Annotated in this window: 9 protein-coding genes, 1 other RNA gene and 1 pseudogene; 3 read left to right on the forward strand and 8 right to left on the reverse strand. The window is 62.2% G+C overall.

Going from position 1 to position 13,535, the window contains the following annotated elements; genetic code table 11:
- The first annotated feature begins 130 nt into the window (after window positions 1-130).
- Both A5625_RS01035 and A5625_RS01040 read left to right on the forward strand, forming a co-directional pair.
- Window positions 131-2,845, forward strand: a complete 2,715-nt coding sequence (locus A5625_RS01035; protein ID WP_232003313.1) for a family 16 glycoside hydrolase — start codon at window positions 131-133, stop codon at window positions 2,843-2,845.
- A 9-nt stretch (window positions 2,846-2,854) separates the two neighbouring features.
- On the forward strand, window positions 2,855-4,522 hold the full coding sequence (locus A5625_RS01040; RefSeq protein ID WP_066988530.1) for a Dyp-type peroxidase: 1,668 nt from the start codon (window positions 2,855-2,857) through the stop codon (window positions 4,520-4,522).
- Window positions 4,523-5,804: 1,282 nt separating this feature from the next.
- Here A5625_RS01040 and A5625_RS01045 read toward each other — a convergent pair.
- Entirely contained in the window at window positions 5,805-7,244 is a 1,440-nt protein-coding gene (locus A5625_RS01045) for an MFS transporter (protein ID WP_082984185.1), read from the reverse strand.
- A 300-nt stretch (window positions 7,245-7,544) separates the two neighbouring features.
- Here A5625_RS01045 and A5625_RS01050 point away from each other — a divergent pair, with 300 nt between their 5' ends.
- Window positions 7,545-8,369, forward strand: coding sequence for a YmdB family metallophosphoesterase (locus tag A5625_RS01050; protein ID WP_066988531.1), 825 nt, complete (start codon window positions 7,545-7,547; stop codon window positions 8,367-8,369).
- 591 nt (window positions 8,370-8,960) lie between these two features.
- Here the strand turns inward: A5625_RS01050 and ssrA are convergent.
- The 7 genes and pseudogenes from ssrA to A5625_RS29815 form a co-directional block, all read right to left on the reverse strand.
- Window positions 8,961-9,328: a transfer-messenger RNA gene (gene ssrA, locus A5625_RS01055) on the reverse strand.
- 89 nt (window positions 9,329-9,417) lie between these two features.
- A complete protein-coding gene (locus A5625_RS01060; RefSeq protein WP_066988532.1) occupies window positions 9,418-10,263 on the reverse strand; it encodes a maleylpyruvate isomerase family mycothiol-dependent enzyme in 846 nt (281 codons plus the stop codon).
- Window positions 10,264-10,307: 44 nt separating this feature from the next.
- Entirely contained in the window at window positions 10,308-11,150 is an 843-nt protein-coding gene (locus tag A5625_RS01065) for an EamA family transporter (protein WP_369829964.1), read from the reverse strand.
- A complete protein-coding gene (smpB, locus tag A5625_RS01070; RefSeq protein ID WP_066988534.1) occupies window positions 11,147-11,656 on the reverse strand; it encodes an SsrA-binding protein SmpB in 510 nt (169 codons plus the stop codon). Before smpB ends, A5625_RS01065 begins: the two co-directional genes overlap by 4 nt.
- A gap of 2 nt (window positions 11,657-11,658) precedes the next feature.
- Entirely contained in the window at window positions 11,659-12,552 is an 894-nt protein-coding gene (gene ftsX, locus A5625_RS01075) for a permease-like cell division protein FtsX (RefSeq protein ID WP_066988535.1), read from the reverse strand.
- Window positions 12,553-13,242, reverse strand: a complete 690-nt coding sequence (ftsE, locus tag A5625_RS01080; protein WP_007772842.1) for a cell division ATP-binding protein FtsE — start codon at window positions 13,240-13,242, stop codon at window positions 12,553-12,555.
- 43 nt (window positions 13,243-13,285) lie between these two features.
- Window positions 13,286-13,468: pseudogene (locus A5625_RS29815) on the reverse strand (hypothetical protein); the annotation flags it as partial.
- Window positions 13,469-13,535 lie beyond the last annotated feature (67 nt).

A 13,535-nucleotide genomic window follows, 5' to 3' on the forward strand; every position in this document is an offset into this window, starting at 1 on the left:
TAGGTGACGGGCCTCGGCGAGGGGCAGCGTCGGCTTGCCAGAACCTCGACTAGGTTGTTTAGAACGGGTAAATACGTAATTTCAACGCGCGCATAGTCGTCCGATCACGTCACGGCCTTAGAAGCGGCGCTTGCGGGACAGGTCCCCTCTCTCACATCGAAGGGTTGCGTCGCCAGTCCGTACTGAACGCAACCGAACCGCTTACCGAATTGGAGTACCCCGCTACTCATGTGCTCAGCGCCTTCCTCCTACATCATTTCTTGGAGTTGATGGCCACACCGAAGGAGCTGATCATGCATGGGCTTGGGACACTGCGCGGGAACCGGGACTGAGGTGGAATGACATGCTTACCCAACTTGCAGATTCCGCTCACCCCTTTCCGGGCCAGTCGGACGTTCAGGAGACCAGCTTCGCGCTGGATGCGATTTCGCGGTTCGTGTGCAACACCATCGACGAGGCAATCGAAGCGCAGCAGCTAGGTGGTTTTGGTTTCGACGTGGTCGTGATCGGTTCTGGGATGTATGGCGGGTTCACCGCTGCAAAGATCTACGAGAAGGGCAAGCGGCAGTCTCCCGGAGGTCGGCCACGGGTCCTCGTGCTCGAATCGGGCCCGTTCCTCATCTCCCAACATTTCCAGAACCTCACCCGGATGGGCGCATTCTTCCAGTTGGTCAACAGACCGGTGGTCGACGATAACCAATCGTTCTTGACGCAGATCGACTACGCCGGCGGACCGCTCCAGGGAATGTCGCCGCATCACCGGTGTGTGGGCGGCAAGTCGCTGTTCTGGGGAGGCTGGGCGCCACCCCTGTCAAACACCGATGGACAGGATGACCTGTCACATTGGCCGGAAGAGGTACGAGACTTTCTGCTATCCGCCGACGGATACGAAATGATCGCTCGCCAAATCGGCACCCAGGAGACGGGAGACTATGTCAACGGCGAATTGATGGACCAGCTGCGGGCGATCGCCGAGCAGGTTGTCGCCAGCGGCAGTGTTGACCACCTGACCCGCGTGGTCGACGCCCCGATCGCTGTCCAGGCCCAGGGGCCGGTGTCCGGACTCTTCGCGATGGACAAGTTCAGCAGTCTGCCGCTGCTTCTCGACTCTATCCGCGATGACGCCGAAAGCTCGGGTGGATTCAACGGCAACCGCCACCTGTTTCTGGTTCCCAACACCCAGGTTTTGCGCATCGAGACAACTGAAGGGCGCGCTACGAGTCTGCTGCTGGCGGTCCGTGAACCGTCGCGGGACCCAAATGCCCCCGGCATGATTCAACGTATCGTGCGGTTCGGGTTGTCAGGCGGCGCTGTGGTGTGCTTGGCCGGCAACACCATCAATTCGACCCGGTTGGCGCTCAACTCTTTCCGCAAACCTCCCGAAATCGGTCGAGACCTGACGGGCAAGAACTTGATGGCCCACGTGCGTGGGAATTACTCGTGGCGAATCCGGAAAAGCGCGCTGCAGCTTCCTGCCGACTCGGACTTGGCCACGAGCACGTTGCATGTCGAAGGCCGAGTGCCGGTTGGCGCGCCGGCGAATCGGCTGGGGCGCTTCCACTTCCAGTTCTACGCGGTGCGCAGCGACAACGATAATTACGAGGAGTACCTGTATCGCCTACTGCCGAACATCGAAGATCTCGATGATGTGCGGCGTGCAGTCGACAGCACAAACATGGACGACTGGATCGTGGTGGGGATCAGGACGTGTGGTGAAACGTTCGGTGACCGGGACGCCGATCCTGGCGCGCGCGAGTCGAGCGTGATCTCAGTGAACCCGTTCGGTGGGCCCGGTGATGACGTCTACTTTGACGACGACGGTCGCGAGATCCGGGTTCCAAAGGTCTTCGTGGCGCTCATTCAACGCAGCCCGGATGCCACCGTGCGCACTGCGCAAAAGAACGCGGCGTTCGCGTTCGTGGCCGCATTGGTCAAGAAGCCGCCAGAGGCGGCACTCTCGACTTCCAACCACGATCTGCAATTCATCGGTGGCAACGAGGACGGGATAGGAACGACCTATCACGAGAGCGGCACGCTGTGGCTCGGTGATGATCCTGACAGCTCCGTCACCGATGTCCACGGACATCTGCATCACGTGACCAACGCGTTCTGCGTCGATCAATCGCTGTTCCCGACCGTTGGTTCAGCCAACCCGGTTCCCACCGGCCTGGCGTTGAGCAACATGGTCGCCGGCCATATCGTCGCCAGATTCAAGTCGTCTCCACTCGTTGCCGTAGAGGACGGCTTCACGGCCTTATTCGATGGAACGCTCGATCATTGGGATCAGTTCGGTAGCGGCGTGATTCAGGCACTACCCGGTCTGAACATCATCGAATGCGGCTCGATCGGTACCGACAGTGTGCTTGGCTTCATCCGTACGCGCGCGCAGTTCAAAAACTTTGTCCTGCGGCTCGACTGGAAGGCGTTCGATATCAGAGCTAATTCCGGAGTGTTCCTGCGCATGCCGGAGGTCGAGAACGGTGACCTCAACCAGGTCTACCGCAACAGCATCGAGATCCAGATCGACGAAACCGGAAAGGATTTCGTGGCGACACGTAATCCACAGGCAATTTACGGCAGCAGCCTTCACAAAACCGGCGCCGTCTACGGTCGCGCACCCGCGACCCGTTGGGCCGCAAAGGCGCCGAGCCCCCGTTTCCAGGAAGGCTATTGGAACGCGTTCGAGATCACGGTCAGTGAAGACCGCGTCAGTGTGTCGTTGAACGGCGAGCCCGTCGTGCGCGACGCGCAACTGCCGCAAGAACTTGTCAGCCAAGGTTTCATCGGTCTGCAGTGCCACACCGATGTCGTTCAGTTCCGTAACATTCGAATCCGCGAAATCTGAAGGTGGACAATGGCGCTTGACCTGAAGAGCAACGACGGTCCGCTCAGTCTGACCGACGATGCCTTGCAAGATGTATTCGAAGATCTCCAAGGGAACGTCCTCAACGGCCACGGGCGCGATCAGGCCGTCCTGTTATTCCTGCAGTTCTCCTCGACCCGCATCGATGAGGCCAAGGAGCAGCTCGCGGTACTTGGGGCACACTGGGTCACATCCGCCAAGGCGCAGCTGGCCGCCGCCGAGCAATTCAAAGCCACCGGTGATGATGGCGGCCTGTTCGTGCACGTGGCGCTCTCCGCTGCCGGCTACAGGGCACTCGGTGTGGCCGCCGATCGGATTCCCTCCGGCGCAGCGCTGCGAAATCGTCCCGCGCAGTTGACGATCAACGATCGGCAGGTGACATTTTATGAACGCGACGTGTTCGCACAAGGGATGAAGGCCCGTCGCGCGGCGCTACAGGATCCCGCCGAAGCGCAGTGGGAGGAGGGCCTTCGGGCGGACATTCACGCTCTGGTGATAATCGCTGACGACAGCAACACCGATCTGATAAACGGTGAAGCGCAGCTGCGCACCATGTTCGAGGCCAACGCGACCAACCCGATCGCTCGGGTGGTGTCCACGCAGCGGGGGTTCGGGCTGAGGAGACGCTTCTTCGATCGCGAGGGGGAACCGAAGTTCGGCGAGAACGTAGAGCATTTTGGCTACGTGGACGGGCGCAGCCAACCGGCGCTACTGGATGCCCAACTCGACGCCGATGTGCAGCGCGACGGACGTACGGTATGGGATCCGGTCGCGCCGCCTCGTCTGGTCCTGCTCGATGATCCCGGTGGCACACCCGGTGTGAGCTTCGGCAGCTTTCTGGTCTTCCGCAAGCTCGAGCAAAATGTCAAGGGCTTCAAGCAAGCTCAGCATGCGCTGGCGGAGGAATTGAAACTACCCACCAAGCTGGTGGGCGCCATGGCGGTCGGCCGTTTCGAGGACGGCACACCCGTCGTGTTGCAGCCCGGGGAGGGCGGGGAGCCACCGGCGGCCAACGACTTCAACTACTCCAGCGATGCGGCCGGCGTACGTTGCCCTCTGCAGGCCCACATCCGCAAGACCAACCCGCGTCTGGAGTCGGTCGACCCAGAAGGCAATTTCGCCAAAGACCGCGATGAGGAGCTGGGGCATCGGATCGCGCGCCGAGGCATTCCCTACGGCGGCGGACTGAGTGACTTTACGGAACTAACTAGTCTGCCGGAGCGCGGGGTCGGATTGCTGTTCATGTGCTATCAGAGCGACATCTGGGAGCAGTTCGAGTTCATGCAGCGATTTTGGTGTGACAACGACAAATTTCTGCAACCCGGTCTCAAGGGCAACGCAGAAGGTTGCCCAGACTATGTGCTCAACACCGGAATGGACGCGATCATCGGTCAGCAGGAAGCCCAGATTCCTGACCCGATAACGGGTTTCGCAGCGCCCCCGACGAAATGGCCTTGCGAGTGGGGCCAGCGCACCGCCTCGACGAGCCATTCGATCGCCCGATTCGTGACAATGCGGGGAGGCGAGTACTTCTTCTCGCCGTCTTTGACGTTCTTGCGCAGCCTATCCAGTGGTGAGATCAGCGCTGCGGCCGAACTGATGCCTACCGATTTGTCGAGCGAGAAGCCTACGGGTGCGCCAAAACGCCTTCCAACCTGAGCGAGAGTTGCAGCTCATCGACGACCTCTTCTTCGGAGCGACCAACCTATTCGAGTCAAGTCGAGAGCAGCTCACTGGCCTGGCCGAATTCGTGCCCGCGAGATCGGGGTCGGCTCGAAGGAGCTCCGCTCAAGGCTGCCGCTTCTCGGCGGGCGTAGACCACTCATACAGGGCAACTTAATCCGACCGGCGCGGTCGGCGAATGCACCGGAAGTTGGTGAGGGAAGGGCTATCTCGCCAAGGCGCCATCGCCACCTCGCGCGGTCGGTCCGGAGAGGCCCCGCATCGTGCCAGCTCAGCGAGCGGCGGCCGGCCACGTATGCGCCAAAGCGCTGCCGCCGTTCCGCTATGCAAATGTCTGCGGAGCAATAGAATCCACCCGATCGGAAGATGAACCCCGCCGCCAACAGGTGGGTGGCGGCGTTAGGCTCGCGGGAAGGCCAGAACACCTATGGCTGCACTTCGCCTGGCACGGGCGGGATATCAGGCCGCCCATCATCAACTGCGCATCGAAAACCTGGTGCTTGCAGTCGGGTTAGAACTCGTCGCCGTTTTTTGGTATACCGCTTACTGACGACATTTCGTCACGAGCGACGAATGAACGGTTCAGCGACCCGCCAGTAGAACGTCGGCAGGATGTGCCGAGCAATGAATGTAAATCTTTGGGGTGGTCATCATCGTGCTTTAAACGAGTCGGTACGAGCCGCGGCGGGCACTTTGTAACAGGCCTGTGAGTGACCGCCAACTAGACGCAGACCGGACAACTGGAGACCATGGTGAGGAGCACCGTCAAAACAGGCGCCACTCCTCGGGCTCGTCGGCGAGTTCGTCCGTTGGTCGGCTTGCGAGCCCGAGGAGATCGCCGCTGTGACGACGTTCCTTGCCTCGGACGCGTCGAGTTACGTCAACGGTGCCGAGTTCTTTGCCGGGCGGGTACGCGCAGGTGTGAGTGCTCTCGTAAGCACCGCACTCCACGCGCCAAGTCGCACAGCAACGGCGCAGGGGCCGCTCGAACACCGACGCAACAGAGTACGTCGATGACGACGACCAAGACTGCCTCAATCGGCCCACTCCCCTACCTCTTCTCTCCAATTGGCCCGTTTCACATCCTGGCTTGAATCTGCGCGTGGCACCTGGTCTGTCCGCCGCGGGCCAGTGGCGCGTTCGGCCATTATTTGCCTGCCGCAGTGTAAGTTTCGATCAATCGGGTCTGGCGTGAGTCAGGGCTAGCCCGTCGTCTGGCGCGACAAGCCAGCACATCCAGGCGGAGGCTCATTGTGCCTCACGCCGTCACGGATGCCGTTGGCGCCGGTGCCGGCAGGCTGTGGTGCATCGCAACGCTGGCGTCGTCCAGCGGCACCCCTGATGGGTCGCGCAGCACCAGTGTCGCAGCACCCGCGAGCAGGAAGCAGACTCCGGCGAGCAGGGTGGTCATGCGGAGCCCCATTCCGCTGAGTACCAATGGGGTAACGAGAGCGCCGATGAAACCGCCCACCTTGCCCAGACACGACGACAGCCCGTGCCCGGTACTGCGCACTGTAGTGGGATAGCACTCCGCGCTGAGCAGTATCAACGCATAGTTCGGCCCGAAGGTGGTGCCGAACAACGACAGTCCGAACACCGCCGCGAACAGCGTGACGGTTTGTGTCAGCCCCGGAATAACGGTGATGAGCAACATCGATGCCGCGCACAACACCAGCCCCGAGATTTGCAGAGTGGTGCGGCGCATCCGGTCCACCACAGCCAATCCCACGAGCGCTCCGCTCAGACCGAAGCAGATCATCAGCACGGCATTGATTGCCACATTGGTGATGGTCTCGGTGGACGGTGAGATGCTCTTGATCAAAAGCGGTTGGCTCACCGCGTTGCCGTAGGTGGCGATGTTGAAGAAGAACCAGCTTCCACCGGTGCCGATTAGCGTGACCAGAAAGGTGCGGTTGGTCAGCACTTCGGAGAGCCGCACCCTTACCCGTGCCTTGCCAGCGGCCGCGATCAGCTGAGATGTCGCGGAGAACGCTGAGAGGTCGCTTTCTGCGCGTTCGCGGTCCTGGGCGACCCGCAGCGTCCAGCGTGGCGACTCCGGCATATGTCTGCGATTCCATAGCACCAGCAATGCCGGCAGCGCACCGAGGCCCAGGATGAGCCGCCAGGCCAGATCATGCGGGGTCTGCACGGCCAGGACGAGCAGCGCTGCCAGATACGCGGCGACCTGACCTAGCGCAAAAAACAGGAACGCGAACCCGACCAGCCGGCCCCGGTTAGCGCGGTTGGCGTACTCCGTGGTGATCACACTGGACGCCGGGTAGTCGCCGCCGATACCAATGCCCAAGATGAATCGCGCGATCAGCAACCAGGTGAAGTTCGGCGCGAACGCGGACAGCAGCGCACCGACCACCATGATGGCGGCCTCAAGGCCATACACCGTGCGTCGGCCCAACAGGTCGCCAAGCCTGCCGAACACAAATGCTCCGATGGCTACGGCCAGCAGTGCCGAGCTGGTTAGCAGCGCCACCTGTCCGGAGTTCAGCCCAAACTCCGGCTTGACCAGCAGGATGACAGTGCCGATGACGTTGAGGTCGTAGGCGTCGGTGAAAAAGCCGGCCCCCGCGGTCGCGGCGGCCTTGAAGTGAAACAAGCTCAGTGGGGCATTGTCGAGGGCTTCTTCGATCGGATCGGCTGATGTCCGCACGGCTGGCGCGTTGGCATTCAGGGTCCGCGTCATCTAGTACTCCCTGATGGTGGCGAGACGTCTAACACCTCCTCAGTTTCGGGATTTATGCGACGGCGAAATCGAATGCCGTTGACGCGCGACTTAACAACGGCGGAATGTGCCTGCCCGTCTTGCGGATGAGTGAAGTACGTCTTAGGCGCAGGTCACAGCGATATTTTTCGGCAAACACGTAGCCGGATGCACCACTTCGCGTAACCACATCTTTTCCCGATAGCCATCCGCGGTGCGTACACCGGGTGGCCGATGCCCGGGTTCCGCCGGGTCGGCTGAGGGATGGGGAGCGGTCGGGACATGAGGCGTGTGCTTTTTCTCGGGGATGTCGTCGGTCCCGCGGCAATCGACTACGTCTGTGAGCGGATGCCTGGACTGCGTGAGCAGTACAGCGTCGACCTGGCCGTGGTGAACGCGGAGAACGCGGAGCGTAGCGGGCCGCACATCCGGACCGGCTTTGGGCTCAGCATCGAAGCGGCAGAACTCCTGCTGGAGTCAGGTGTCGATGTCATCACCGGTGGCAACCATTCGTGGGACGGAGAGAGGGCCGAGGTGGAGAAGGTGCTCGCGCACCCTAAGGTGCTGCGTCCGTTCAACATGCCCGATGGCCTGCCGGGCCGCGGAGTGCTCCAATTAAGCCTCTCCGGGATGGATTTCACTGTGGTCAACCTGATGAGCAGAACCGCTGTGGTCGAGTCGGAACCGTTGTTCGGACGGTGGCTGACCGAACGGCAACACGTCGCGTCGCTGTGGCCGGCCTGGCAGTCGATCGACCGTAGTGGTGCCGTGATCGTAGATTTCCACGGATTGAGCATCAATGAAAAGCAATCGTTCGCCCACGCTGTCGACGGCACCGCCGCCGCGGTGCTGGGCACCCACACCCACGAGGCGACGCTGCCGCTGCATCTGCTGCCCGGGGGCACTGCGCTGGTCACCGATGTCGGAATGACCGGCGCCACAGGCGGTGTCATCGGTATCGATCCGGCGCACTGGGTCGCCGACATCCGCGGCGAAGACTATGGCACGTTGCCCCCGTACCGGCTGGCCTGCGGGCCGATGACCATGGGCGCGGTGCTGCTGACCATCGATGGCACCCGATGTACGGCGCTGGAACGGGTGCATTGATCTCGGCCGAACGCATTTCTTCAGCCGAAGGTCTCAATGCAGGGCTGGCCCGGCCAGGTATGGACGTGCCCAGTCCACCTGAAGAATCAGCACTTGCACTTCCTGCCGGCCGCTACTCTTCGCGTCTTCTTCGCCTGCAGCCCAACTCTTTCCGTGTTCGACCGTACGATGCGGACTTGCAGCGATCCACCAGGATTCGGATACGTGTGCGCCCACCGCGAGTAGATCTGCCGGGCGGACCCAACACAATCTTGCGCGCTTGAGTCAGACGTCAAGGTGCCACGTCCGCTTCGGGTCATGTTGTGCGATCTAAGAAGTCGCGACTTCGGAGAATCAGATTGATAGCCGACGGGTAGCCCGTATCGGCCTCGCGACATCCCGACAGTGTCCTTGAGCTGCCTCATCGCAAATTTGATCGGCTGGTAGGGAGACAGCCATTCAGCCGGTACAGCGCCCGTACGTAGGTGCTGCCGTCCCTACGGTTGCCACGACGAAGCGACGGCATAACGCGAGCTTCACCGATACATGTTGATGAGATGTTGATGAAAAGAGAAACTGGCCAGAGCTTTGTTGCTCTGACCAGCCGGTTCTCAGTGGAGCTGCCGGGAATCGAACCCGGGTCCTACGGCATTCCCTCAAGACTTCTCCGTGCGCAGTTCGCTATGCCTCTACTTGGATCTCCTGGTCACGCGAACAAGCCAGGATGACGATCCCAGTCGCTGTTTATGTCCCGATGAGTCCCGCGACCGGACTCGTCGGTGGATCCCTCTAGCTGACGCCAGGGTCCGGGTCGAGGGCTTTCCCGGTCTGACGGACTAGCTGTCGCTTAGGCAGCGAGAGCGTAGTCGCGCTGATGTGAATCGGCGCTTATCTGTTTGCAACGACGCTTACGGTGGTCAGTTGCCTGCACCGGCACGCTTCCCTTGATTCGATGCGCGAAGTCGAAACCTTTCAGCCCCTCGCACCCCGCCGACTTTCGGCAGGAATATCAATGGTACCTGCCTATCAACCAGCGGCAACGCGGTTATCTTCCGCGCTGGAACTGCGATCAGATCACAAAATTGAGATGCTCGACGACCTGGGCGGCCACGCCCTTGTCACCACCGAGTTCGACATCCTGAGGGCGGGCCGGGCACATCGGGCGGCCACCGGCGAGCCGGGTGAACTGCAGGCCGTCCAGCCGGATGGTCGCGGTCGGTTCTTGCCCGGCGAAGTCGTCGACCACCGCGGCCCGGCCGTCGACGCTGACCCGGATGGTGCGGGCCAGCGGTCCGGTGAGGTCGAACTGAACGCGTGAACCGTCCGGCGCCTTGGCCAGCTTGCCCACCACGTAGCCCATCGTGGCGGCGATCTCGTCGAGGGCAAGCGACGCCGCCGGGCCGGCGAGCTCGGCATCGGACGGCGGACGTTTCAACGCCACCCGGATGTCTTCCTCGTGCATCCAGCAGTCGAACACCCGGATGCGCATAAACCGGCCGTAGGAATCCGGGCCGGTGGGCGTCATCGTCACCGAATCCCACTCCTCGGCCGGCATGTTCGTCAGCGCCTGGCGCCGATCGTTGGTGATCACCCTGAAGCTTTCCAGCACGTCGGCATCGGCGTGCGCGCTCAGATGACGCACCCAGCACTCGTTCATCACCCCGACGTCATTGCGCACATGCTCCAGCGCCGACACATCGATATCGGGCTGCGGAGCGGCGATGCCCGCAAGGAACGACTCGGTGCCGATCATATGCGCCACCAAGGCTTTGACATCCCAACCGGGCAGCGGGCTCACCGCCCGCCATTGGGCCTCGGATAATCCGGCCAACAGGGCATCGATGTCATCCCACACCGCGAAAAGCGCGGAAAGCACGGCTGACTTGTCGAGTTTGGTGACGGGACGAGCGGCCATGGTCAGGATCGTAGGCCGATCATTCCCATCGACAGAAGGGCGGGTTAGGCCGAGGCGATCATCGCCACGGATCCCATGGCGAGCACCATGCCGATCCCTTGCAAGCGGGTCACCCGCTCACGCAGCACGACCATCGCGAGCACCACCGTCGCTGCCGGATACAGCGAAATAAGGATGCTGGCCAACGACAGCAGCCAGGTGTGCAGCGCGGCGAGCATGGTGATGTTGGCGAAGATGTCCAGGACGGCCACGGCCACGGCCAGTTTGAGCGGCCGTCCGCGCGGCATCGCCAGGTTCTGGCTGGTTTTGGCCATGGCGAACACCACCAGGCTGGCAGCCACCCGAGCGAAAACCAGCGGCCACAGCTTGCATACGTGCGGCGCCTGATGCAGGAATACTATGTTCAAGCCCATCGCCGATCCGGCAACTACTGTGAGCCAGGCCACTTTTGGGGTGAACCGATACGGCGTTCCCTCGACCGGGGCCTCGCGGCTGACAAGCATCACCGCACCCAGCGCCAGGACGACGCCCACCAGAGCCGCCTGCCCGGGTCGCTCCCCCAACGCCATACCGACGGCGACGGGTACCGCGGCGTTGAGCACGGCCGCCAGTGGTGAGACCACCGAAATCGGCCCGGAGCCAAGCGCCGCAAAGAAAGCCCACATGCCGAACGCCATGCCGATGCCGTACAGGCAACCCCAAATCACGGCGCCGACATGGATGGGCCCGCCCACGAAGATGGCCATTACGCCCAGTAACAGCGTTTCGATCGGGTAGGCGACGAGCATTACGCGCAGCGCGGCTACCCGCCGCGCTGCCACGCCGCCCACAAAGTCGCTGACGCCGTACGTAACGGCCGACAGCTGGGCGTAAGCCGCCCCGATCAGGTCATACCCTTAGCTCGACGCCCCATTTCGCGGACCACCTCACGCTGTGCATCGCGTTGCGCCATGTCCTGGCGCTTGTCATAAGTCCTTTTGCCGCGCGCGAGAGCAAGCTCGACTTTGACCTTGCCCGCGGAGAAATACAAAGACAGCGGCATCAAGGCGAGGTTACCATCTCGTATCTTGCCTACCAGCCTGTCAATTTGTTGCCTATGTAACAACAACTTTCGGTTGCGTCGCGGCTCGTGATTGGTCCAGCTACCGTGCTGATACTCGGCAATGTACAAGTTACGCAACCACACTTCGCCGTCATCGATTGTTGCGAACGCGTCAGCTAAAGATGCTTGCCCCTCGCGCAAGCTCTTGACCTCGGTACCCTGCAACGCCACTCCGGCCTCGAACGATTCGATGATCGAATAGTTATGCCGCGCTTTGCGATTGGTGGCTATGACCTGTTTGCTGCCATCTTTGCCGCCCGCCGCCTTGGACCGGCCGGGACCCTTGGCCATAGCTACCGCCGTATATAGAGGCGCAAGGTCGCATACCCCGTCACCGCCGCCATCGACACGCCGAGCAGGAACAGCCACGGCGCGATGTAGAGGATGTCGGCGTAGTCGACCTTGGCAATTAGATGGGCTTGATAGAACTGGCTTAACGCGTTGTCCAGGAACAACGCTCGCACCAGCATCAGTCCGAAGACGGCAATGGCCACACCGATGGCTGCGGCCAACATCGCTTCCACCAGGAAGGGCAGCTGGGTGTACCAGCGGCTGGCACCCACCAGCCGCATGATGCCGATCTCGGTGCGCCGGGTGTAGGCCGCGACCTGCACCATGTTGGCGATCAACAGGATCGCCCCGACGGCCTGCACCAGAGCCACGGCGAACGCGGCATCGCGCAAGCCGTCCAACACCGCGAACAGCCGGTCGATGAGATCTTTCTCGTTGAGGATGCTGCGCACCCCGGGCTGGCCCTGCATCGCGGCATCGAACTCCGCGTGCTGTTCGGGATTGTTCAGCTTGACGATGAAGGAGGCGGGAAACGAGTCCTTACCGGCCACGTCCTTGAACTCCGGAAACTTCTTGATGGCGTCGTTGTAGGCGTCCTGCCGGTTGACGAAGCGCACCGATTTGACGTCCTGCCGTGCATCGATCTTTTCGCGCAGCCCCTTGCAGGGGGCCGACGCGCACGTCGCATCGTTGGCCGATATGTCGTCGGTCAGGAACACCTGCGTCTCGACGCGGTCGAGGTAGATCTCGCGCGAGTTGTCGGCCAGCCGGACCACCAGCAGACCGCCGCCGAACAGGCCGATGGAGATCGCGGTCGTCAGGATCATCGCGGCCGTCATGGTGACGTTGCGGCGAAGCCCGGTCAGAACCTCGTTGAGTAGGAAGCCGAAGCGCACTTAGCGGTCCATCCCGTAGATGCCGCGCTGCTCGTCGCGAACCAGCCTGCCCAACGACAGCTCGACCACGCGCTGGCGCATCGAGTCGACGATGTGGTGATCGTGCGTGGCCATCAGCACGGTCGTCCCGGTGCGGTTGATCCGCTCCAACAAATCCATGATGTCCTTACTGGTGTCTGGGTCGAGGTTTCCCGTCGGCTCGTCCGCGAGCAGGACCAGTGGCCGGTTCACGAACGCGCGGGCGATCGCCACCCGCTGCTGCTCGCCACCCGACAATTCGTGGGGCAACCGGTTGGCTTTGCCGGACAGGCCGACGGTTTCCAGCACCTCGGGCACCACCCTGTTGATCGCGTCGGTTCGTTTGCCGATCACTTCCAGCGCGAACGCAACGTTCTCGTACACCGTCTTTTGCTGCAACAGGCGGAAGTCCTGGAAAACACAGCCGATGACCTGGCGCAGCTTCGGCACGTGACGCCCGCGCAGCTTGTTGACGTGGAACTTCGACACTCGCACGTCGCCACTGGTCGGGTTTTCCGCGCCGAGCAGCAGCCGCATGAATGTCGACTTGCCCGACCCCGACGGGCCGATCAGGAAAACGAATTCACCCTTGTCGATCTTGACGTTGACGTCCTCCAGCGCCGGGCGGGCCGACGCTTTGTACTTCTTGCTGACATGGTCCAGGGTGATCATCACGGCACGCCAGTGTAGCGGTGAATTTCGCTGGCAAGCGAAGTCAGCTGGCCGGTTGCGGCGAAGTCGGCACCGGACCGGGCCCCGGCAGCGGTTGCTGCGGGGGCGGCGGCGTCGGGCTTGAGCTGGGCGGGCAGAACGGCGCCGGCAGGATGCACGGCAGCTTCGGCAGCTCGAACGGCGGCGTCGTCGTTGTGGTCGTCGTCACTGGTGGTGGCGGCGGCGGGGCACGTAACCCACCTCGAGGATGAGCTCCTCGCGCAGCAGCCGGGCCAGCCCCGTGGCCGGTTGCC

The sequence above is a fragment of the Mycobacterium sp. 1465703.0 genome (genome assembly GCF_001672975.1).
In the GTDB taxonomy this organism is placed as follows: Bacteria; Actinomycetota; Actinomycetes; order Mycobacteriales; family Mycobacteriaceae; genus Mycobacterium.

What these genes read in the sequence shown, in the direction of transcription:
- A5625_RS01040 (WP_066988530.1), top strand. Translation starts at nt 2,855, where the DNA reads ATGGCGCTTGACCTGAAGAGCAACGACGGTCCGCTCAGTCTGACCGAC.
- A5625_RS01045 (WP_082984185.1), bottom strand. Translation starts at nt 7,244, where the DNA reads ATGACGCGGACCCTGAATGCCAACGCGCCAGCCGTGCGGACATCAGCC.
- A5625_RS01050 (WP_066988531.1), top strand. Translation starts at nt 7,545, where the DNA reads ATGAGGCGTGTGCTTTTTCTCGGGGATGTCGTCGGTCCCGCGGCAATC.
- A5625_RS01060 (WP_066988532.1), bottom strand. Translation starts at nt 10,263, where the DNA reads ATGGCCGCTCGTCCCGTCACCAAACTCGACAAGTCAGCCGTGCTTTCC.
- smpB (WP_066988534.1), bottom strand. Translation starts at nt 11,656, where the DNA reads ATGGCCAAGGGTCCCGGCCGGTCCAAGGCGGCGGGCGGCAAAGATGGC.
- ftsE (WP_007772842.1), bottom strand. Translation starts at nt 13,242, where the DNA reads ATGATCACCCTGGACCATGTCAGCAAGAAGTACAAAGCGTCGGCCCGC.